The organism is Bradyrhizobium sp. AZCC 1578 (assembly GCF_036924675.1).
In the GTDB taxonomy this organism is placed as follows: domain Bacteria; phylum Pseudomonadota; class Alphaproteobacteria; order Rhizobiales; family Xanthobacteraceae; genus Bradyrhizobium.
In genome coordinates this window covers 3,426,548-3,446,819 of the sequence record NZ_JAZHRZ010000001.1, presented here as the reverse complement: position 1 = coordinate 3,446,819, position 20,272 = coordinate 3,426,548, and the positions used below count along the sequence as shown (strand labels likewise).

At 63.5% G+C, this 20,272-nt stretch carries 18 protein-coding genes; 13 read left to right on the top strand and 5 right to left on the bottom strand.

Annotated features, from left to right (window positions below):
* Positions 1 to 34: 34 nt before the first annotated feature.
* The gene (locus tag V1290_RS16425) at positions 35 to 1,471 is read right to left on the bottom strand and encodes a glutamine synthetase family protein (RefSeq protein ID WP_334365380.1); all 1,437 of its coding nucleotides are present in this window, start codon (positions 1,469 to 1,471) and stop codon (positions 35 to 37) included.
* Positions 1,472 to 1,589: 118 nt separating this feature from the next.
* Complete coding sequence (locus tag V1290_RS16420; RefSeq protein WP_334365379.1) at positions 1,590 to 2,948, bottom strand: aromatic ring-hydroxylating dioxygenase subunit alpha; 1,359 nt, start codon at positions 2,946 to 2,948, stop codon at positions 1,590 to 1,592.
* A gap of 97 nt (positions 2,949 to 3,045) precedes the next feature.
* On the opposite strand from V1290_RS16420, the gene V1290_RS16415 reads away from it, so the two are divergent.
* Together V1290_RS16415 and V1290_RS16410 are read left to right on the top strand one after the other, a co-directional pair.
* The gene (locus V1290_RS16415) at positions 3,046 to 3,837 is read left to right on the top strand and encodes an IclR family transcriptional regulator domain-containing protein (RefSeq protein ID WP_334365378.1); all 792 of its coding nucleotides are present in this window, start codon (positions 3,046 to 3,048) and stop codon (positions 3,835 to 3,837) included.
* A 3-nt stretch (positions 3,838 to 3,840) separates the two neighbouring features.
* A complete protein-coding gene (locus tag V1290_RS16410) occupies positions 3,841 to 4,329 on the top strand; it encodes a GNAT family N-acetyltransferase (RefSeq protein WP_334365377.1) in 489 nt (162 codons plus the stop codon).
* Between the two features lie 71 nt (positions 4,330 to 4,400).
* Here V1290_RS16410 and V1290_RS16405 read toward each other — a convergent pair whose 3' ends face one another.
* Positions 4,401 to 5,339: a helix-turn-helix transcriptional regulator gene (locus V1290_RS16405; protein WP_334369049.1), complete on the bottom strand. Its 939-nt coding sequence runs from the start codon at positions 5,337 to 5,339 to the stop codon at positions 4,401 to 4,403.
* Positions 5,340 to 5,432: 93 nt separating this feature from the next.
* Here V1290_RS16405 and V1290_RS16400 point away from each other — a divergent pair, with 93 nt between their 5' ends.
* The 6 genes from V1290_RS16400 (at position 5,433) to V1290_RS16375 (ending at position 12,230) form a co-directional block, all read left to right on the top strand.
* Positions 5,433 to 6,980 (top strand): benzoate-CoA ligase family protein, encoded by a 1,548-nt coding sequence (locus V1290_RS16400; RefSeq protein WP_334365376.1) that lies wholly within the window; start codon positions 5,433 to 5,435, stop codon positions 6,978 to 6,980.
* Between the two features lie 171 nt (positions 6,981 to 7,151).
* Entirely contained in the window at positions 7,152 to 7,970 is an 819-nt protein-coding gene (locus V1290_RS16395; protein ID WP_334365375.1) for an alpha/beta fold hydrolase, read from the top strand.
* A gap of 36 nt (positions 7,971 to 8,006) precedes the next feature.
* A complete protein-coding gene (locus V1290_RS16390) occupies positions 8,007 to 8,525 on the top strand; it encodes a DUF309 domain-containing protein (RefSeq protein WP_334365374.1) in 519 nt (172 codons plus the stop codon).
* A 106-nt stretch (positions 8,526 to 8,631) separates the two neighbouring features.
* A complete protein-coding gene (gene boxC / locus V1290_RS16385) occupies positions 8,632 to 10,320 on the top strand; it encodes a 2,3-epoxybenzoyl-CoA dihydrolase (RefSeq protein ID WP_334365373.1) in 1,689 nt (562 codons plus the stop codon).
* A 161-nt stretch (positions 10,321 to 10,481) separates the two neighbouring features.
* The gene (boxB, locus tag V1290_RS16380; RefSeq protein WP_334369048.1) at positions 10,482 to 11,918 is read left to right on the top strand and encodes a benzoyl-CoA 2,3-epoxidase subunit BoxB; all 1,437 of its coding nucleotides are present in this window, start codon (positions 10,482 to 10,484) and stop codon (positions 11,916 to 11,918) included.
* 27 nt (positions 11,919 to 11,945) lie between these two features.
* Positions 11,946 to 12,230 carry a hypothetical protein gene (locus tag V1290_RS16375; protein WP_334365372.1) on the top strand — a complete coding sequence of 95 codons (285 nt, stop codon included), beginning with the start codon at positions 11,946 to 11,948 and terminating at the stop codon, positions 12,228 to 12,230.
* 146 nt (positions 12,231 to 12,376) lie between these two features.
* On the opposite strand, the gene V1290_RS16370 is transcribed toward V1290_RS16375, so the two are convergent.
* Together V1290_RS16370 and V1290_RS16365 are read right to left on the bottom strand one after the other, a co-directional pair.
* Complete coding sequence (locus tag V1290_RS16370; RefSeq protein ID WP_334365371.1) at positions 12,377 to 13,177, bottom strand: SDR family oxidoreductase; 801 nt, start codon at positions 13,175 to 13,177, stop codon at positions 12,377 to 12,379.
* Between the two features lie 203 nt (positions 13,178 to 13,380).
* Entirely contained in the window at positions 13,381 to 14,439 is a 1,059-nt protein-coding gene (locus V1290_RS16365) for a polysaccharide deacetylase family protein (RefSeq protein WP_334365370.1), read from the bottom strand.
* Positions 14,440 to 14,607: 168 nt separating this feature from the next.
* Between V1290_RS16365 and V1290_RS16360 the strand changes: the two genes are divergently transcribed.
* The 5 genes from V1290_RS16360 (at position 14,608) to pstS (ending at position 20,132) form a co-directional block, all read left to right on the top strand.
* The gene (locus V1290_RS16360; RefSeq protein WP_334365369.1) at positions 14,608 to 16,002 is read left to right on the top strand and encodes an OmpA family protein; all 1,395 of its coding nucleotides are present in this window, start codon (positions 14,608 to 14,610) and stop codon (positions 16,000 to 16,002) included.
* Between the two features lie 2 nt (positions 16,003 to 16,004).
* Entirely contained in the window at positions 16,005 to 16,301 is a 297-nt protein-coding gene (locus V1290_RS16355; RefSeq protein ID WP_334365368.1) for a hypothetical protein, read from the top strand.
* Between the two features lie 277 nt (positions 16,302 to 16,578).
* Positions 16,579 to 17,637 carry a lysylphosphatidylglycerol synthase domain-containing protein gene (locus tag V1290_RS16350; protein WP_334365367.1) on the top strand — a complete coding sequence of 353 codons (1,059 nt, stop codon included), beginning with the start codon at positions 16,579 to 16,581 and terminating at the stop codon, positions 17,635 to 17,637.
* A 46-nt stretch (positions 17,638 to 17,683) separates the two neighbouring features.
* On the top strand, positions 17,684 to 18,982 hold the full coding sequence (locus V1290_RS16345; protein ID WP_334365366.1) for an ATP-binding protein: 1,299 nt from the start codon (positions 17,684 to 17,686) through the stop codon (positions 18,980 to 18,982).
* 139 nt (positions 18,983 to 19,121) lie between these two features.
* Positions 19,122 to 20,132 (top strand): phosphate ABC transporter substrate-binding protein PstS, encoded by a 1,011-nt coding sequence (gene pstS / locus V1290_RS16340; RefSeq protein ID WP_334365365.1) that lies wholly within the window; start codon positions 19,122 to 19,124, stop codon positions 20,130 to 20,132.
* Positions 20,133 to 20,272 lie beyond the last annotated feature (140 nt).

Sequence of the window (20,272 nt, the reverse complement as noted above, 5' to 3'; positions counted from 1 at the left end):
TGCGTTCGCAGGGGCGACGAGAGAATCCCCAGCCTCAAAACATCTCGAAATATTCGCGATGCTCCCAGTCCGACACTTCGGCCTGAAACCGCTCGATCTCCGCGTTCTTGATGTGGACGTAATAGTCCACGAACTCCGCCCCCAGCGCCTGCCGGAAAAACGGATCGTCCTGCAGCGCGAACACCGCCTCGCGCAAACTCTTCGGCAACAACGCCGCCTTGGTCTCGTACGGTGCATCCGCTGACGGCCCCGGATCGAGCTTGCGGTCGACGCCATCGAGGCCTGAGAGAATCTGCGAGGCCATGTAAAGATACGGGTTCGCCGCGGGCTCGCCGATGCGGTTTTCCAGCCGTGTGGCCGCATCGCCCGGACCGCCGAGCACGCGGATCATGACGCCGCGGTTGTCGCGGCCCCAGATCGCGCGATCCGGCGCCAGCGAATAGGAGCGGTAGCGCTTGTAGCCGTTGATGGTCGGCGTCGTGAATACGGTGGATGCGCGGGCGTGCTCCAGGAGCCCCGCGAGATAGGCGCGTCCAAACGGGCTCAGCACCTCGCCCTTGTCGCCGGCCATGAACGCATTCTCGCCGCTCGCGCGTGACACCAGCGATTGGTGCAGGTGCCAGCCCGAAGCGAACACGTTCGGCAGTTTCGGCCGGCACATGAAGGTCGCGTGATAGCCATGGCGGCGCGCGATCTGTTTTACGGCCGAGCGGAACAGCACCATGTTGTCGGCGGGCACGAGGCCTTTGGTCGGCTGGAAGGTGAATTCGCACTGGCTCGGCCCGAACTCGACCTCGACCGATCGCAAGGGAAGGCCGAGCGCCAGCACGTCGCGGCGGATGATTTCCAGCGCGGGCTCCATCTGGTCGTAGCGCTGCTCGGTGAGATACTGGTAGCCGTGCGACAGCAGGCTCACCGATGGCGGGCGTCCGGGCTGGCCGGCATCCTCCGGCGCCATATGCGCGTCGTCGAGCTTGAAGAGATGGAATTCGACTTCGAGGCCAGCAACGAAATCGTAGCCGCGCTGTCCGAGCAGATCGATCACCTTGCGGTAGAGATGCCGCGTGGCGAACGGCACCGGACGGCCATCGTTGAAGTAGAGATCGCACAGCAGCCAGCCGGTGGTCGGCGCCCACGGCAGCACGCGAAACGTGGTGGCGTCGGCGACCATCAAGACGTCGGCGGCGCCTTCCATCTCCTTCATGCCGAACCCGCCGCCGGCTGTGAATACGGGAAACACCGTCTTGTGCGAGGTGTCCTTGGCGAGCATGGTCGTGGTGATGGAGCAGCCGCTTTCCAGCGAGGCAATCGCCTCGCTGGCGACCAACGTCTTGCCGCGCAGGATGCCGTGCTGGTCGGGGAATGACAGGCGGACGACTTCGAGGTTTTTCTCCTCGACGATCTTGCGCAGGCGGCTCGCGGCCTCCTGCTGCTCGTTCGACCACAGCCCGTGACGTTCGACGAAACTCAACGTGTTGCTCCGAGGTAGCCGTCATTGCGAGGAGCCACGCGACGAAGCAATCCATGCCTCCACGTGCGGCGCGATGGATTGCTTCGCTTCGCTCGCAATGACGGAAGAGGGAGCATCATCATTCGGCCGCCGTAAGGTGGGGCACCTTGCCGGCAATCTCGGTCGGCACCGGCGCCGCCCAAGGCGCGCCGCGGCGGCGCTTGACGTCAATTTCCATCCAGTAGATTTCCCACCCTAACGTCGGTCCAATACCGTCCATGGTGGCAGGACCCTGAATGCTGCGCGCGTGTGCCGCGTCGAGGAACAGCATCGGCTTCTCGCCGCCGACCACCTTCTCGATCTCCTGCCGCAGCATGCGGCGATACTGCACGATCGCCTTGTCCGATTGTCCCAAATGCTCGTTGGTGCGGTCCTGGATCGGGCCCATCGATTCCACCGCCCACTGGTCGTGGACGTTGATGTCGGTCCCCATGCCGGTATAGGTCGCGGTCGCCTGTTCGTGCGGATCGAAGCCGTAATCGTTGCTCTTGTTCTTGCGCGACTTGTAATCCGGCAACTCGTACAGTTCGAGGCGCTGGTCGCGCATCTTCTTCTTGTCGACCGGCGTCGTGTAAGAGGTGAAGATCGCATACCAGTAGCAGTTCTCGTCATCGATCGGCACGTGCCACTGCGTGATCGTCATCTCCGTGCTCATCGGGATGACGAAGCCGTGCGGGAAAAGCTGGTTGGTGACGCGCACATGGGTGCGCTCTTCGTCGAGTTCGCGCAGCGCGATCAGGCGCAGGCCATATTCGGTGTGCTCGACGTTGATGATCGGATTGTCGTATTCGCGCAAAATCTTCGTCATCGGCATGTCGCTGCCGGCGGATGCGCCGCGGAACTGCTTGCCGTAGGCGGTGGAAGTGTCTTCGTCCTCGAAGAAGCGATGCAGGAAGGAGGCGTGCGCCGGATCGATGCCGACTTCCAGTGCCTGCAGCCAATTGCAGTTGATATGCCCCTTGAACGCAAAGGTATGGCTGTGGGGCGCCACAAAACAGTCGATCTCCGGAAACGCCGGCGGTTCGCCTTCGCCGAGATAAGCCCAGAGGATGCCGCTCTTCTCGACCACGGGGTAAGAGCGCTGCTTGATGCCTTGGCACAGCTTTGAGTCCTTCGGCTCCGCCGGCGTCTCCAGGCACTGGCCGGAGACATCGAACAGCCAGCCGTGGAAGGCGCAGCGCAACCCGCCATTCTCGCGCCGTCCGAACGCGAGGTCGGCGCCGCGATGGGCACAGTGGCGGTCGATCAGGCCGTAGCGGCCCTGCTCGTCGCGAAACAGCACGAGGTTTTCGCCGAGCAGCTTGACCGGGCGAACCGGCCGCGGTCCCTGCAACTCGTCGACCAGCGCCGCCGGCTGCCAGTACATCCGCATCAGCTTGCCGCACGGGTCCTTGCGGCCGGTGCGGGTGATCAGGTCGTTCGCTTCCTGGCTCATCATGGCGAGGATCTCCGCTAGCTGGATTTGTTCGCCTATTGAACTTTTGTGCGATTTTAACGTATGCTTGGCGTGAGGCAAGCGGATTATGGAGGCAGCGATGCCCAAGCTTAAGCGCGCGGCGGACGCTGACAACCGCAGTGCGACCGATTTCATCGAAAGCCTCGACCGCGGCCTGCGCGTGCTCGAAATATTTGGCGGCAGCCGGCAGCCGATGACGCTGAGCGATCTCGCCAAGGCGGCTGAGCTGCCGCGCGCCACCGCACGGCGCATCCTTTTCACGCTCGAACGCGCCGGCTTTGTCGCAAGTGACGGCAAGCTGTTCCGCCTGACGCCGCGCGTGCTGGTGCTGGCGTCAAGCTATCTCGCCTCCAACCATGTCGTCTCGGTGCTGCAGCCAGCGCTTGATCGATTGTCGGCTGAGGCGCAGGAGATCGCGTCGATGGCGATCCTCGACGGCAACGACGTCGTTTTCATCGCGCGCGCGAGCCCGACGCGAATCTTCTCGTCAGGCATCGATATCGGCTACCGGCTGCCGGCTTTTTGTACTTCGGTCGGCCGCGTCCTGCTGTCGCGGCTGGCTGATGACGAAGTGGCCGCCGCGCTCGACCGGATGGAGCTTGCGCCGCTGACACCGTTCACTGTCACCGACAAGAAGCAGCTCCTGAAGACGATCGTCGCCGATCGCGCGCAAGGCTATTCGCTGGTCGATCGCGAGGCCGAGCCGGGTTTCCGTTCGGTCTCAGTGCCGGTCCGCCGCTACGACGGCGCGATCATCGCCGCCATCAACATGGGCGCGCATGTCGACCGCGTGTCCGCGGAAGAGATGGTCGAGAAATTTCTGCCGCGCCTGCGCGAGGCGGCGGCATCGGTCAAATCGATGCTGGTGTGACCGATGACTGTCCGATCCGAAACGCCCGGCGATGTTGCGGCTATCCGCTTCGTTGAAGAAGTAGCGTTCGGTCGGTCAGCCGAGGCGCGGTTGGTCGATGATCTCCGCGATGCCGGCGATTCCGTTTTCTCGCTGGTTGCCGTTGATGACGGAACGGTCGTTGGCCACATCATGCTCTCAAGGATGAAAGCGCCGTTTCCAGCGCTCGCGCTCGCACCCGTCGCGGTACTGCCTGAATATCGGCGGACAGGTTTCGGCAGTCGGTTGATCCGCCAGGGAATCGCCCGCAGCGAGGCCGCCGCCTGGGCCGGAATCTTCGTCCTCGGCGATCCTGCCTTCTATCGACGTTTTGGATTCGATGCCGGCAAGGCGAGCGGGTTCATCTCACCTTATGCCGGACCGCATCTGATGGCCCTTCCGCTTGGAGGCAACGAACTTCCGACGGCGACGGGAATCATTGCGCATGCTCCCGCCTTTGCGAAGCTCGGCTAGGGCAAGGCGAACAATGCGCCTGAGTCTGGTGAAGCGTTCCTCCGCTATTGCGAGGACTTTCGCAGAAAAAATCAGGAGGCCGCGCTGCGCAGGCCGAACGCGTGCTTGTCGTGCAGCACCGGCGCGACCACATCGCTTAAGCGCGCCGCCGCCGCATCGACGGAGAGGCCCGCGGTATCGACCACGGCTGACGCCCGCGCATAGAGCGGTTCGCGGCTGACCAGGATGTTGCGCAATTCCGCCATCGCGGAACGATCGTCGGCCATCGGGCGCAAATCGCCCTGGCGGCGGACGCGGGCCATGTGCTCTTCCGGCTCGGCCTTGAGCCAGATGGTATAGAACGATGATAGGATCAGGTCGAAGGTCAACGGCTCGGAGACGATGCCGCCGCCGGTCGCCAGCACCATCAATTCCTTGCGCGCCAGCAATTGCGTCAGCGCCGCCTGCTCCATGCGCCTAAAACCTTCCTGGCCGTAGAGCGCGATGATCTCGGCGACGGACAAGCCGTTCTGCGCCTCGACCTCCTTGTTGAGCTCGACGAATTTCCAGCCGATCTTCTTCGCCAGCATCCTGCCGAGGGTGGATTTGCCGGCGCCGCGCAGGCCGATCAGGGCGATGCCGGCAAAGGAAATCCGCCGCTGCGCCGATAGGCCGCCGCCGGCCAGCGCATCCTTGGCCTGCGCAATCTGCGCCGGCGTTGCCTTGCGCAAGAGATCGCGAATCACGGCCCAATCCGGCGCGGGCTCGGCCGAGGGAATGAGATCTTCGAGATGCGCGCCCATCGCGTTCGACACGCGTCGCAGCAGCACAATCGAGACGTTGCCCTTGCCGCTTTCGAGCTGCGCGATGTAGCGCTCCGAAATTCCGGAAACTTTTGCGAGCACTTTTCGCGACATGCCGCGAAGGGCGCGCATGGTGCGCACACGCTGGCCAAGCTGCTCGAGAAAGCCGGATTCGGGGTCGCTGGCCTCGGTCATTTCCCTCGTTCGGCATTGCGTCGGGGTGAACAGATTTCGGAAACATAATGCCGATGAGGATTGACAGCAAGCGTAGCCGGTGTCTTTGTATGAATTATAATTCTTAAAAGCTCAGGGAGAAGCGTCGTGAGCGGCACGTCCGGTTCGTACAATGCGGTGACCTGGCTGCTCGACCGCAATGTCGAGGAGGGGCGCGGCGCCAAGCTCGCCTTCACCGACACCGTCGCCGAATTCACCTATGGCGAGCTGCAGCGGCAGACCCGCCGCGTTGCCAACATGCTGCGCCGGCTCGGCGTTCGCCGCGAAGAGCGCGTGGCAATGATCATGCTCGACACCGTGGACTTTCCCGCGGTGTTCCTCGGCGCGATCCGCGCCGGCGTCGTGCCGGTGCCGCTCAACACGCTGCTGACGTCGGAGCAGTATGCTTATGTGCTGGCCGACAGCCGCGCGCGGGTGCTGTTCGTCTCAGAGGCGCTGTACCCGACCGTGAAAGACATTGTCGGCCGCATGCCGGATCTCGAATGTGTCGTGGTCTCCGGCAAGAATTCGTTCGGCCACAAGCTGCTTTCCGAAGAGTTGGCGAAGGAGGGCGATTCTTTCCCAACCGTGGAAACCCATGCCGAGGAGCCGGCGTTCTGGCTCTATTCGTCAGGCTCGACCGGCATGCCCAAGGGCGTGCGGCATCTGCATTCCAATCTGCAGGCCACAGCGGAAACCTATGCGAAGCAGGTGCTCGGCATCAGGGAAGACGACCTCTGTCTTTCCGCGGCAAAGCTGTTTTTCGCCTACGGGCTCGGCAATGCGCTTACCTTCCCGATGTCGGTCGGCGCCAGCACCGTGCTCAATGCCGACCGGCCGACGCCAGCACGCATGTTCGAGCTGCTGAATAAGTACAGCCCGACCATCTTCTACGGCGTGCCGACGCTGTTTGCCTCGATGCTCAATGACGAAACAACGAAGAACGAGCGCGCCGGCACGCGCTTGCGCATCTGCACGTCCGCGGGCGAGGCGCTGCCCGAGCCTGTCGGCAATGCCTGGAAGGCGCGCTTCGGCGTCGACATTCTCGACGGCGTCGGCTCGACCGAGCTGTTGCACATCTTCCTCTCGAACGCGCCGGGCGACATCAAATATGGCTCATCCGGCAAGCCTGTGCCGGGCTACAAGGTGCGGCTGGTGAACGAGGCGGGCGATGACGTGGCCGATGACGAGGTCGGAGAGCTATTGGTGGAAGCGCCCTCGGCCGCCGAAGGCTACTGGAACCAGCGCGCCAAGAGCCGCGCGACCTTCGAAGGCCACTGGACTCGCACCGGGGACAAATACACGCGCGACGCCGATGGCCGTTACACCTTTTGCGGCCGAAGCGACGACATGTTCAAGGTTTCCGGCATCTGGGTCTCGCCGTTCGAGGTCGAGAGCGCGCTGATCACCCATCCGGCCGTGCTCGAGGCCGCCGTCGTGCCCGAGGCCGATCCGGAAGGATTGCTGAAGCCAAAAGCCTTCGTCGTACTGCGCGCCGGCGCCAGGACGGATGATTTGCATGAAGCGTTGAAGGAACACGTCAAGCAGAAGATCGGCCCATGGAAATATCCGCGCTGGATCGACGTGGTGGACAGCCTGCCGAAGACGGCGACAGGGAAGATTCAACGGTTCAAGCTGCGGGATGGTGCATCGTAACTCTCTCGTCGTCCCTGCGAACGCAGGGACCGATACGCCCGCGGCTTATCCGTTAACGCGCGATGTGCGAGACCTTTGGTCACAACGAAGGCCGGTGGTTATGGGTCCCTGCGCTCGCAGGGACGACGTGAGCAGGATGCGACGTCTGGATCACTTTCGAAAGCTTACAGCATGACAACCCTCACTGCCTCCGGCTTCCTCACGGTCGGCGCCTCCCATCTCGAATACCGCATGATCGGTCCGTCGCCCGAGCACGCGCCTGTTATCGTAATGCTGCATGAGGGGCTCGGCTCGACCGGCCTGTGGGGCGACTTTCCGGACAAGCTGCAGGCCGCGACCGGCGCGGGCGTATTCGTCTATTCGCGCGCGGGCTATGGCGCATCGACGCCGGTAAAACTGCCGCGCCCGCTCGACTACATGCACGTCGAGGCGCTCGACGTGCTGCCAAAACTGCTCGACAAGATCGGCTTTCGCCGCGGCCTGCTGCTCGGCCATTCCGATGGCGCTTCGATCGCGGCGATCTATGCGGGCTCGCATCAGGATCACCGCGTGCAGGGCCTCGCGCTGATCGCCCCGCATTTCATCGTCGAGGATATTTCGGTGGCGTCGATTGCGAATATCCGGAGCGCCTACGAGACCACGAACCTGAAGGGCAAGCTTTCGCGCTGGCACAGGGACGTCGATAACGCCTTCTATGGCTGGAACGGCGCATGGCTCGATCCTGATTTCCGCAACTGGGATATTTCCGAATACCTCGCCTATATCCGCGTGCCGATCGCGATCCTTCAAGGTGTGGACGATCAGTATGGGACCATGCGGCAGGTCGAGATTGCCAGGGAAGAATGCTATTGTCCGGTCGATGTGACTGTGATTCCGGGCGCGGGACATCAGCCGCATCGCGAAGCGCCGGAGGCGACGCTCGATGCGATTTCGGATTTCGCAAAGGCGGTGTTGCACGTCGAGAATGGCTCGCAAGGACGGGCCGCGTAGCGCATTTTCTCCTGCGCGTGCCGAGGCGCTGTTCGGATGACCGCGCCGCCCTCAGGCATCGGTCATCTGCCGCTGCCGCGATGGGCTTATGTGCCCGGCCAGTCCAAGGAAGCCGCCGCCGATTACGAAACGCTGGCGCAGATCGCAGCGCTGGTGCCGGCGCGCTTCCAGGGCTACGTGCCGGCGCGCCACCCGGCGCTGCGCTACGGCATGGCGCTCAACGACCACGGCTACTTCTGGGAATCGCAGGAGATCCTGGAAGCGGTATGGGCGGCGGCGCCGCAGGGCGGCCGCGAGCGGATATTGCTGCGCGCCTGCATCCTGATCACGACCGCCAATCTGCGGCTGCGCATGCAAAAGCCGCACGTCGCGGCCCGGCTATTTGGTGAAGCGCTCGGCGGACTCGAGGCGCTCGGTATGCGCAATGTCGGCGGCGACGGCTTTGCCGACAGCTTTCCGGTTGCGGCCCTGGCGGGCCTCATCAAGACCAAACTGGAGCAGCCGCAGTTCGCCAAGGCCGATTGCGTGGCCTTTGCGGCTGCCGGCCGAACATGAAACAAAATGCATGTTCCGGCGTTTTAGGCTAGACTCAATTGAAAACATGCATTATTGTGCATGTAACGAACCAAACAAATCCTGAGAAAACGACAGAGGGTGGCTCATGGCCGGTGAAGATCGCGTCCTTGCGGGGGGAGCGAAATACATCGATTTTCAAACCGATCCGTCGCGCTACCATCACTGGAAGCTGGCGGTCGAGGGCGAGGTCGCAACCCTGACCATGGACGTCGACGAGAATGCCGGTCTGTTCGAGGGCTATCAGCTCAAGCTGAATTCCTACGATCTCGGGGTCGACATCGAGCTGGCCGACGCCGTGCAGCGGCTGCGCTTCGAACATCCTGAAGTGAAAGTGGTGGTGATGCGTTCCGGCAAGAACCGCGTGTTCTGCGCCGGCGCCAACATACGCATGCTGGCGGGCGCGACCCACGCCCACAAGGTCAATTTCTGCAAATTCACCAACGAGACGCGCAACGGCCTGGAAGATTCATCGGAAAACTCCGGGCAGCGCTTCATCACCGTCGTCAACGGCACCGCGGCTGGCGGCGGCTATGAGCTGGCGCTCGCAACCGATCACATTATCCTGGCCGATGACGGCGCCGCCGCCGTGGCGCTGCCGGAAGTGCCGCTGCTCGCGGTGTTGCCGGGCACCGGCGGCCTGACCCGCGTGGTCGACAAGCGCAAGGTGCGCCGCGACCATGCCGACTTCTTCTGCACCATCGAGGAAGGAATTAAAGGCAAGCGCGCCGTCGCGTGGCGGCTGGTCGATGAAATCGCGCCGAACAGTAAGCTCGAGGCCAAGGTTGCCGAGCGCGCCAAGGAATTCGCCGCAAGCTCGAAGCGCAACGGCAGCGGCAAGGGCATCACGCTTGCGCCGCTCAACCGCACCATCGACGAGACCGGCATCCGCTACGGCTTTGTCAGCGTCGACATCGACCGCGCGGCGCGCATCGCGACCATTTCGATCAAGGCGCCGGAGGCGGCGCCGCCTGATGATATCGACGGCCTGATCGGGCAGGGCGCGTCGTTCTGGTCGCTCCAGGTGGCGCGCGAACTCGACGATGCAATCCTTCACTTGCGCATCAACGAACTCGAAATCGCGATGCTGGTGTTCAAGTCGCACGGCGACCCCGCCAATGTGGTCGCTTGCGACGCTTTCCTCGAAGCCAACAAGGCGCATTGGCTGGTCAACGAGATCAGGCATTACTGGAAACGGGTGTTGAAGCGCATCGACGTCACCTCGCGCACGCTGGTGACGCTGGTCGAGCCCGGCTCCTGCTTTGCCGGCACGCTCGCCGAACTCGTGTTTGCCGCCGACCGTTCCTACATGCTGATCGGCTCACGCCAGGGCGACAACCGGCCGCCACCGGCGATCCAGCTCACTGCGCTGAATTTCGGTCCCTATCCGATGAGCCACGGCCTGACCCGCCTGCAATCGCGCTTCCAGGCCGATCCGTCCGATCTGGAACGCGCGGAGGCCACCATCGGCACCACGCTCGACGCTGAGGAAGCCGAAGAGCTTGGCCTGGTCACCTTCGCGCTCGACGACATCGATTGGGACGACGAGGTGCGGGTGTTCCTGGAAGAGCGCACCTCCTTCTCGCCCGACGGCCTCACCGGCATGGAAGCGAATCTGCGCTTTGTTGGTCCCGAAACCATGGAATCGAAAATCTTCTCGCGCCTCACGGCGTGGCAGAACTGGATCTTCCAGCGCCCCAACGCGGTCGGCGAAGAAGGCGCGCTGCGCCGCTACGGCACCGGCCAGAAGGCGCAATTCGATATGACGAGAGTTTAAGCCCGTGTCCCGGGCGCTGCGCGGCACGCTTGTGACGCGGCTCGCAGAACCGGGACCCACCTTAGCCACCGAAATAGGTCCCGGCTCTGCGGTGCATCGTGAGGAACGCTGCACCGCGTCCGGGACACGAGACCGAACCACGGGAGGCCCCAATGAATTACATGAACGTCGACTACTCGACCAAAATCCCCAACAACGTGAATCTCAGCGAAGACCGCCAGGTGCTGAAGGCGCTGGAGGGCTGGCATCCCGGTTACATGGACTGGTGGGGCGACATGGGGCCGGAAGGTTTTCAGCAGTCGCTGGTCTACTTGCGCACCGCCTATTCGGTCGATCCGCGCGGCTGGGCCAAGTTCGACTACGTCAAGATGCCGGAGTATCGGTGGGGCATCTTGCTGGCGCCGCAGGAAGAGAACCGCGTCATTCCCTTCGGTGAGAATTACGGCAAGCCGGCCTGGCAGGAAGTCCCGGGCGAGCACCGCGCCACGCTGCGCCGCCTGATCGTGATCCAGGGCGACACCGAGCCCGCCTCCGTCGAGCAGCAGCGCCATCTCGGCAAGACCGCGCCCTCGCTCTACGACCTGCGCAACCTGTTCCAGGTCAATGTCGAGGAAGGCCGCCATCTCTGGGCGATGGTCTATCTCCTGCAGAAATATTTCGGCCGCGACGGCCGCGAGGAGGCCGACGATTTGTTGCGCCGCCGCTCGGGCGATGCGGATTCCCCGCGCATGCTCGGTGCCTTCAACGAGGCGACGCCGGACTGGCTGTCGTTCTTCATGTTCACCTATTTCACCGACCGCGACGGCAAGATGCAGTTGCACAGCCTCGCGCAATCCGGCTTCGATCCCCTGTCGCGCACCTGCCGCTTCATGCTGACCGAAGAGGCCCATCACATGTTCGTCGGCGAGACCGGCATCAGCCGCGTCGTGCAGCGCACCTGCGAGGCGATGAAAGAAGCCGGCATCAGCGATCCGACCGACATCGCCAAGGTCCGCGCGCTCGGCGTGATCGACCTGCCGACCATCCAGAAGAAGCTGAACCTGCACTATTCGCTGTCGCTCGATCTGTTCGGTTCGGAAGTCTCCACCAACGCGGCGAATGCCTTCAACGCCGGCATCAAGGGCCGCTACAAGGAAACCCAGATCGACGACGACCACCAGCTCAAGAACGCCACCTATCCGGTGCTCAAGCTGGTCGACGGCGTGATCAAGCGGGTCGACGAGCCGGCGCTGACGGCGCTCAACATGCGGCTGCGCGACGACTACACGCAGGATTGCGTCAAGGGCATGCTGCGCTGGAACAAGGTGATCTCGACCGCGGGCTATCAGTACAAGCTGACCCTGCCGAACGTCGCGTTCCACCGCCAGATCGGCGAGTTCAAGGACGTCCACGCCACGCCCGACGGCGTCCTGATCGACGACGCCACCTGGAACCAACGCAAGGGCGAATGGTTGCCTTCGTCGCAGGACGGCGACTTCATCGCCTCGCTGATGAAGCCGGTCACCGAAGCCGGCCAGTACGCCTCCTGGATCTCGCCGCCGAAAGTCGGCATCGACAACAAGCCCGGCGATTTCGAGTACGTGAAGATCGAAACCTGAACCGCCCCGCAATCGGGGAGCAGCAGCATGGACCCCGATCGCGACCTCGAAGCACTGAACCGCGACCAGTTGGTCGCGGAGGTGAAGCGTCTCAGGGCGGGCATCCGCGCGCACCGCGACAGCACCGGTCACGACCTGTGCTGGCATCATCCCGATCTCTGGGGGCTGTTGCCTGAGCGCATCACGCCTGAAGTGGCCGTCCCGCCCTGGCCGAAATTTTTGCGCGGGTGTTTGCGCTATCGGGAGGCACTGGAGCGCGAATTGCCCAACGCGCCCGAGGCTGATGTCGAATATGATAAGGACGAGCCGTGATTTCTCCGTCGCCCCGGCCCTGAGCCGGGGCCCATAACCACCGACCGTCGTTGTTTTGGCACGGCGTCTGCCGCCGTGCGCTATTGATGAATCACACGGTGTGGGCCCCGGCGTTCGCCGGGACGACGTGGCATCGCGGGCTGTGACTACCCCGCGATCTCGAGCCCCGCACTTGCGTACACCACGCCGCCGTCCACCGCGATCGTATTGCCGACGACATAATCACCCGCGCGCGAGGCGAGATATATCGCAACACCCGCCATATCCTCGTCGGTGCCGACGCGCCGTGCCGGAACGCGCTTTGCCACTTCATCGGCGTGATCGCGCGCGGCGCGGTTCATGTCGGACTTGAAGGCGCCCGGCGCAATCGCGGTGACGTTGATATTGTCCTTGATCAGCTTGGTCGCCATGCGCCGCGTCAGATGAATCACCGCAGCCTTGCTTGCCGCATAGGAATAGGTCTCCGTCGGGTTGACGAAGATGCCGTCGATGGAGGCGATGTTGATGACCTTGGCGGGGCGATCGGGCGAGGCCGCTGCGCGCAGCGGTTTCGCCAGCGCCTTGGTCAGGAAGAACAGCGACTTGACGTTGAGGTCCATGACCTTGTCCCAGCCGCTTTCCGGAAACTCGTCGAATTCCGCACCCCACGCCGCGCCGGCATTGTTGACGAGGATGTCGAGCTTCGGCTCCAGCTTGATGATTTCGGATGCCAGCCTTTCGCAGCCTTCGACGGTCGAGATGTCGATCGGCAGCGCGATGCATTCGCCGTCATAGGCGGCGGTGAGTTCTTGCGCGGTCGCCTCGCAAGGTCCCGCCTTGCGCGCGGTGATGTAAACCTTCGCCGCGCCCTGCGCGAGAAATCCGGCCGCGATCATCTTGCCGATGCCGCGCGAGCCACCCGTCACCAGCGCGATGCGGCCGTTGAGCGAGAACAGATCCTTGAACATTGCGTTCCTCCATTTGCTTTGCCGGAGGTTTTGGGCGTGGGAGCAGGGCGAGTCAAGGACGCCAGTTCGTCGTCCCTGCGAACGCAGGGACCCATAACCACAAGCGATAATTGTTTTGGTAGATGACTACTACATCACTTAACTGATGAGCCGCGGCGTATGGGTCCGTCCCTGCGTTCGCAGGGACGACGTATGGAGAGATTTCAGGCCGCGTCGATGCGGCGAAAGCCGTTCCACATCGCGGTGGCGGCGCCGGAGGTCAGGACGGGGATGATCCGTTCGTCCTGGTAGTTGCCGTTCAGCGAGACCCGCTGCAGCGCCGTGAGGTGGCCGGCGCTTTCGGCGAAGATCATGCCGGGCCGCGTCGTGACTGCCGTCTTGAATCCTGCCGCCTTCGCCAGGGCGAATTCGCGCTGGCCCGCGGCGATCCGGTCGCCGTAGGGATAGGCGAGATGAAGCACCGGCCGCTGCAACTTGGCTTCGATCCGCGCGCGGCTTTCGGTCAGTTCGAGCCAAGCGGTCTCTTCGCTCTGCCGCGCCAGATGGCAATGCGTAACCGTATGCGCGCCGATCGTCACCAGCGGATCGTCCGCGAACCCCTTCAATTCCTCCCAGGACATGCAGAGATCGCGGGCGATGAGATAATCATCGACGTCATGGCGCGTGCATAGCGCGGAGATTTCGCGCTGCAGGTCGTGTTCGCCCGGCAGTCGGCGCAGCCAATCGTGGATGCGGTCGAAGGTGACCTGCTTGGCTGATGGCGTCGAGCTATCGAGGCGGATTACTGTGCCGCCGATCGGGACTTCGATCGAGGGAGCCTTGGCGATCACCTTTTCGAGCGCAACCCACCACAACCTACCAGTGCCTTCGGCGAAATCGCTCGTGACGTAAACGGTGAGGGGCGCGTCAAACTCACGCATCACCGGCAGGGCGTAATCGCGGTTGTCGCGATAGCCATCGTCGAAGGTAAAGCAGGCAAAGCGCCGCGCGAAATTCCGCTTCTGGAGTCGCTGATGCACCTCGTCCATTGTGACGATATCGACGTCGAGCGCGCGAAGATGCGCGAGCATCGCCCGCAAGAACTCCGGCTCGACTTCGAGATGATGATTGGGCTGAAACTCGCCGTCGCGGCGCGGACGGACATGGTGCAGCATGAAAATGATGCCGACGCCTGCGAAGATTGGTCGCAGCAGGTGATGCGCCCCGGAGAAGTACAGCGCTTCCAGCCCGGCGCGAATGACGGTGTTGCGAAGCTGTTTCATCGAGATGCGGGGCTGCCCGGTTAATTACGGGGACGAAACTAGCGACAGACGGCTGAAGAAACTGTTAGCCGGACCGATTTCCGTCTCCTTTCGCGCCTGCGACATTTCGGGTTTGACAGCCCCGCAAGGGTTTGTTTTCTCTCCGTTCCGGACCCGGCGGGAACTCGAATGCGCGGACTTTTCAGGTGGAGTAGCAAATGGTGGCCGGGTGTCATTCCGCTGGTCATCTGTTGGGCGATCGCGGCCTGGACGAGCACCGAACCGCTGGAAATCGACCTGGCGCAGCGTTCGGCCGCAGCCCTCAAGGGCACCATCCTCGATAAACGGCGAATCTCGGTCGAAGGCCGCGACGTGACCCTGGCCGCAGACGCATTCTCGGAAGACGGCCGGCAGAGTGCGGTGGCTTCGGTCGAAGCGGTGCCGGGGGTGCGTTTGGTTAACGACGAAACCCGGCTCGTTCCCGAAGCCAAGCCGTTCGTCTGGTCGGCTGAACGCGACGTCGTTCGGGTAACGCTATCGGGCAGTTCGCCCTTGCCCGCGAGCAAGGTCCGGCTGATGGAGGCGGCTCGCGCCAGCCTCGGCGGCGTCGAGGTGGTCGACCGGACGAATCTTGCGCGCGGGGCGCCGCCGCGTTTCGACAATGCTGCGCTGTTGCTGCTCGACCAGATCGGCAAGCTGAAGGACGGCAAGATCACGCTGTCGGACACCACGGTCAGCCTGTCCGGCATGGCACGCGAACTCGGCGGCCGCGAAGCCATCGCCGCCGCACTGAAAAATCTTCCCGAGGGTTTTTCGGTCGCAGCCAACGAGGTCAAGGCACCGCCCTACATCTTCCAGGCCTACAAGGATCCCGTCGCGGTAACGCTGACGCTGACCGGCAACGTGCCCGACAACAACGTCCACGCCGGGCTGGTGGGGGCGGCAGGGCGCAAGTTCTTCAGCGAAAAAGTCGTCGATAACCTCAAGACGAGCATCGGCGCGCCCGCAGGCTTCGCCAACGCGGTGGTATCAGCGCTCGGCGCGCTGTCGCGGCTGTCGACCGGTACGCTCGTCGTCTCCGACCGCGAGGTGAAGCTGTCGGGCGATGCGCTCTATGAAGCCGCCTCCAGTCAGATCCGCGCCGGCCTCGGCAAGGACTTTCCGCAGGGCTGGCAGTTCAAGCCGGAAATCTCCGTCAAGCCGGCCGCCGCGCCGGTGGATGCGACCGTCTGCCAGCAATTGTTTACCGAACTGCTCGGCAAGGCCCGGATCCGCTTCGAATCCGGCAAGGCCGACATCGTCACCGATTCCGCCGGTCTGCTCGACCGCCTGATCGAAACCGCGTTGCGCTGTCCGGCCGCCAATATCGAGATCGCGGGACATACCGATGCCGACGGCGACGAGGCGGCCAACCAGGCGCTGTCCGAGAGGCGTGCGCAGGCGGTCGCCGACTATCTGGTCAAGGCGGGATTACCCGCCAACCGGTTCAGCGCGGTCGGCTATGGCTCGACGCAGCCGATTGCGGGTAACGAGACCGACCAGGGCAAGGCGCAGAACCGCCGCATCGATTTCGTGGTGAAGTGAGCATGGCCTATCTGACCACATTCTACTGGGGCTGGCTCCTGGCATCGGTGCTGCTCGGCTTCGCCATGGGCTGGATATCCGTGGTTCAGTACGGCGAAGGCGTCTCGCGGAAATGGCGGTGGGTGCTTTCGGTTTTGGTCGCGGCGTTGGTCGCGGCCGCGCTCGCGCGCGTCGTGCCTGGCCGTTTCGGCTACTGGCTCGATCTCGGCCTGATCATGTTCGCGCTCTACCTCTGCGGCTGTGCGGTCGGGTCATGGTTGCGCGATTGGGTGGTCTCGCGCAGTGCGCCGCCGGGTTGACTGCATCATGAGCCGGCCAGCTTTACCGCCGTCACTGTCACGGGTTGTTGACCGGTCCTGGCTATGGTCCGAAACCCCCATCGGGCGGCGGGAATACAGTAAATCTGTGCTACCGCCGTCATCAACGATACCTAATATGTTGAAGAAGCGCGTTTTATTGTCGTACGGCGAATTCCACTCCGGCCCAAAACGCGCTACCAGAGGGGCAAGGGAGCCGCGTAGCGGCGGCGGGGTTCGCGCCATTGCCGTCGTCGCAGAAGCGCAATTCGAGGTGTAGATGCTGGAAGCAATACGCAGGGCAACTTCGTTTCTGCGCCAGAAACAGGTCCTGCATAAGCTCGGGGTCCTTATCAGCATCACGGTCATCGCCGTTGCGTGCTACGTGCTCTATCACATGCTACGCGGCATCGACGCCAACGAGGTGATCGACGCCATCAAGGGCACCGAGCCGCGCCGGATCGCGCTGGCGGCCCTGTTCGTGGCGGCAGGCTATTTCACGCTGACCTTCTATGACTGGTTCGCCGTCCACGCCATCGGCCAGCACCACATACCCTACCGCATCAACGCGCTGGCTGCCTTCACCTCCTATTCGATCGGGCACAATGTCGGCGCCAGCGTCTTCACCGGCGGCGCGGTGCGCTACCGGATTTATTCGGCCTGGGGGTTGAATGCGATCGACGTCGCCAAGATCTGCTTCCTGGCCGGGCTCACCTTCTGGCTCGGCAATGCCGCGGTATTGGGACTGGGCATCGCCTACCACCCGGAAGCCGCCGCCTCGATCGATCAACTGCCGGCCTGGCTCAACCGCGTTGCGGCGTTCGGAATCATCATCGCCCTGGTCGGCTATGTCGCCTGGGTCTGGGCCCAGCCGCGCGGCGTCGGCCGCGGACCGTGGACGGTCACCCTGCCGGGCGGCCCGCTGACGCTCCTGCAGATCGCCATCGGCATCGTCGATCTCAGCTTCTGTGCGCTGGCGATGTACATGCTGGTGCCGGACGAGCCCGATATCGGCTTTATCGTCGTCGCGGTCATCTTCGTCTCGGCCACGCTGTTGGGATTCGCCAGCCATTCGCCGGGCGGGCTCGGCGTGTTCGATGCCGCTATGCTGGTCGGCCTCTGGCAGATGGACCGGGAGGAACTGCTCGCCGGCATGCTGCTGTTCCGGGTCCTCTATTATATCGGCCCTTTTGTCATATCTGTAATCTTGCTGACGCTTCGGGAGATTATCATCGGCGCGCGATCGAAGCGCCTGCGCCAATTGGCGTCTGCCGCCGACCCCGAGCCGAGGCATGAGGCCCCCGTCTATGTGCGCGAGCGTGGAGACACCGGCGCCTGATGATGTGGCGGGCGCCTCGCGAATAGCGGAAGGAAAGCCTGCGTCCATGGCGATTGACGATTCGAACTCCTCCTTCTTTGCACCGTGGCCGGACCGGTTGCGGCATTCGGCCATTATCCTGTTGGCCGCCGGGCTGGCGCTTTGCGCGCTGGTGCTGCTGGCCGATCTCTCGCTGGCGCGTGCGGTAGCGGTCTTCATCTGCATCGCCGCCGCAGCGCTGGTGCCGTGGCGGCTGCATGATACCACCGGTTCCCGCGAGGATGTCCGCGCCGTCAGTCCGGTTGAATCTGCTGCCGTCAGCGCGGTCGTTGCCGGCATGCCGGACCCGGCCGTGCTGCTCGACCGCGCCGGCCGCGTCATTCATCTCAATGCGGCGGCCGCCCAGCTCGCGCCAGCCCTGCGCAAGAACGAACTCGCCCAGTTCGCGCTGCGCTCTCCCGAGATCATCACCGCATTGCGCGAGGCGATCGCGACCAGCGAGCCGCGCCGCGCCAACTATCTCGACCAGGTGCCGGTCGACCGCTGGATGGAACTGGTCATCACGCCGGTACCGGTGCCGACGCTGTTCGGCGGGACCGAAAGATGCATGCTGATGACCTTCCACGACCAGACGCCGCTGCGGCGGGTCGAGGAGATGCGCGCCGATTTCGTCGCCAATGCCAGCCATGAGCTGCGCACGCCGCTCGCTGCGTTGTCCGGCTTCATCGATACGCTGCAGGGCCCGGCCAAGGACGACGCCAAGGCGCGCGAGCGCTTTCTCTCCATCATGCATACACAGGCGACCCGGATGGCGCGGCTGATCGACGACCTGCTGTCGCTGTCGCGGGTCGAGCTGTCGGCGCATGTCCGCCCCGAAGCGTGTGTCGATATCGTGCCGATCATTCGCCAGGTCGCCGACGGGCTGGAGCCGTTGGCCAGGGAACGCCAGGTCGCGATCGAGATCGATCTGCCGGAGACACCGGTCTCGATTGCGGGTGATCGCGAGGAACTGCTGCGGCTGTTCGAGAACCTGATCGAGAACGCCCTCAAATATGGCGCGTCCGGCGGGAAGGTGATCGTCTCGCTGAGCCAGGTCGCCTCGGGAGAGGGCGCGCCCGAAGTGCGCGTCACGGTCCGCGATTTCGGCCCGGGCATTGCGCCCGAGCATCTGCCGCGGCTGACAGAACGCTTTTACCGCGTCGATGTCGGCGACAGCCGCGCGCAGGGCGGAACCGGGCTCGGTTTATCCTTGGTGAAACATATTCTTAACCGCCATCGCGGCCGGCTGTTGATCGAAAGCGTGCCGAAAAACGGCGCCACCTTTACCGCCTGTTTTCCCCCGGCGAAACCCCCGGCGGCGGCATAAATGCAAGCGATTTCAGTCGCTTGGATGTGTCATCCAACTGTCATCAAACCTTCGTAAAAGCTCTATCGACCGCGCCTACACGGGCGGCATGAGCGCGATCGGGCGCAACGGCGCTTCGCTCAGGATATGGAGATCAACCATGAATTTCGTCAGGACAGTCGTCGCTGCCGGCTTGCTCGCCGCTTCGACGTCGGCCTTCGCGGCCGACATCACCGGCGCAGGCGCCACCTTCCCGTTCCCGCTCTATTCGAAGTGGGCCGATGCCTACAAGAAGGAGACCGGTAACGGCCTGAACTACCAGTCGATCGGCTCCGGCGCCGGCATCAAGCAGATCGTGGCCAAGACCGTGACCTTCGGCGCCAGCGACATGCCGCTCAAGCCGGAGCAGCTCGACAAGGAAGGCATGATCCAGTGGCCGCAGGCGATGGGCGCCCTGGTGCCGGTCGTCAATCTCGAAGGCATCAAGCCGGGCGAGCTGGTGTTCTCGGGCGAACTGCTCGGTGACATCTATCTCGGCAAGATCAAGAAGTGGGACGATCCCGCGATTGCCAAGCTCAATCCCAAGGTGAAGCTGCCTTCCGACGCGATCACCGTGGTGCGCCGTTCGGACGGCTCGGGCACCACGTTCATCTGGACCGACTATCTCTCCAAGACCAATGCCGAGTGGAAGACCAAGGCAGGTGCCGGCACCGCGGTTGAGTGGCCGACGGGCGTTGGCGCCAAGGGTAACGAAGGCGTCGCCGGAAACGTCAGCCAGACCAAGAACTCCATCGGTTACGTCGAGTACGCCTATGCCAAGCAGAACAAGCTGACCTACGGTGCAGTCGTCAACAAGGCCGGCAAGACCGTGCAGCCGACGATTGGTGCATTCCAGGCCGCGGCTTCCAATGCCGACTGGGCCAGTGCCAAGAACTACTTCGTCATCCTGACCGATCAGCCCGGCGATGCGTCGTGGCCGATCACCGGCGCGACCTTCATCCTGATGCACAAGGATGCAACCGACAAGGCGGCGTCCCAGGAAGCCATCAAGTTCTTCAAATGGGCGTTCGAGAAGGGCGACAAGATGGCCGAAGAGCTCGATTACATTCCGATGCCGGACTCGGTCGTCAAGCAGATCGAAAAGACCTGGGCCTCCGAGATCAAGAGCTGATCGGTCCAGCGCTACGCAACACGATCGCTCAACCCGGAATGCCCGGGTTGAGCACCCCTCTCGGGCAAGAGAGGCAAGAACAATGCGCGAGCCGAAAAAGCCGTGCACCGAAGTCCGGGTCATTGGGCTGTAAGTACAGG

What these genes read in the sequence shown, in the direction of transcription:
- boxC (WP_334365373.1), top strand. Translation starts at nt 8,632, where the DNA reads ATGGCCGGTGAAGATCGCGTCCTTGCGGGGGGAGCGAAATACATCGAT.
- V1290_RS16345 (WP_334365366.1), top strand. Translation starts at nt 17,684, where the DNA reads ATGGCGATTGACGATTCGAACTCCTCCTTCTTTGCACCGTGGCCGGAC.
- V1290_RS16395 (WP_334365375.1), top strand. Translation starts at nt 7,152, where the DNA reads ATGACAACCCTCACTGCCTCCGGCTTCCTCACGGTCGGCGCCTCCCAT.
- boxB (WP_334369048.1), top strand. Translation starts at nt 10,482, where the DNA reads ATGAACGTCGACTACTCGACCAAAATCCCCAACAACGTGAATCTCAGC.
- pstS (WP_334365365.1), top strand. Translation starts at nt 19,122, where the DNA reads ATGAATTTCGTCAGGACAGTCGTCGCTGCCGGCTTGCTCGCCGCTTCG.
- V1290_RS16375 (WP_334365372.1), top strand. Translation starts at nt 11,946, where the DNA reads ATGGACCCCGATCGCGACCTCGAAGCACTGAACCGCGACCAGTTGGTC.
- V1290_RS16365 (WP_334365370.1), bottom strand. Translation starts at nt 14,439, where the DNA reads ATGAAACAGCTTCGCAACACCGTCATTCGCGCCGGGCTGGAAGCGCTG.
- V1290_RS16370 (WP_334365371.1), bottom strand. Translation starts at nt 13,177, where the DNA reads ATGTTCAAGGATCTGTTCTCGCTCAACGGCCGCATCGCGCTGGTGACG.
- V1290_RS16420 (WP_334365379.1), bottom strand. Translation starts at nt 2,948, where the DNA reads ATGATGAGCCAGGAAGCGAACGACCTGATCACCCGCACCGGCCGCAAG.
- V1290_RS16360 (WP_334365369.1), top strand. Translation starts at nt 14,608, where the DNA reads ATGCGCGGACTTTTCAGGTGGAGTAGCAAATGGTGGCCGGGTGTCATT.
- V1290_RS16350 (WP_334365367.1), top strand. Translation starts at nt 16,579, where the DNA reads ATGCTGGAAGCAATACGCAGGGCAACTTCGTTTCTGCGCCAGAAACAG.
- V1290_RS16415 (WP_334365378.1), top strand. Translation starts at nt 3,046, where the DNA reads ATGCCCAAGCTTAAGCGCGCGGCGGACGCTGACAACCGCAGTGCGACC.
- V1290_RS16390 (WP_334365374.1), top strand. Translation starts at nt 8,007, where the DNA reads ATGACCGCGCCGCCCTCAGGCATCGGTCATCTGCCGCTGCCGCGATGG.
- V1290_RS16355 (WP_334365368.1), top strand. Translation starts at nt 16,005, where the DNA reads ATGGCCTATCTGACCACATTCTACTGGGGCTGGCTCCTGGCATCGGTG.
- V1290_RS16410 (WP_334365377.1), top strand. Translation starts at nt 3,841, where the DNA reads ATGACTGTCCGATCCGAAACGCCCGGCGATGTTGCGGCTATCCGCTTC.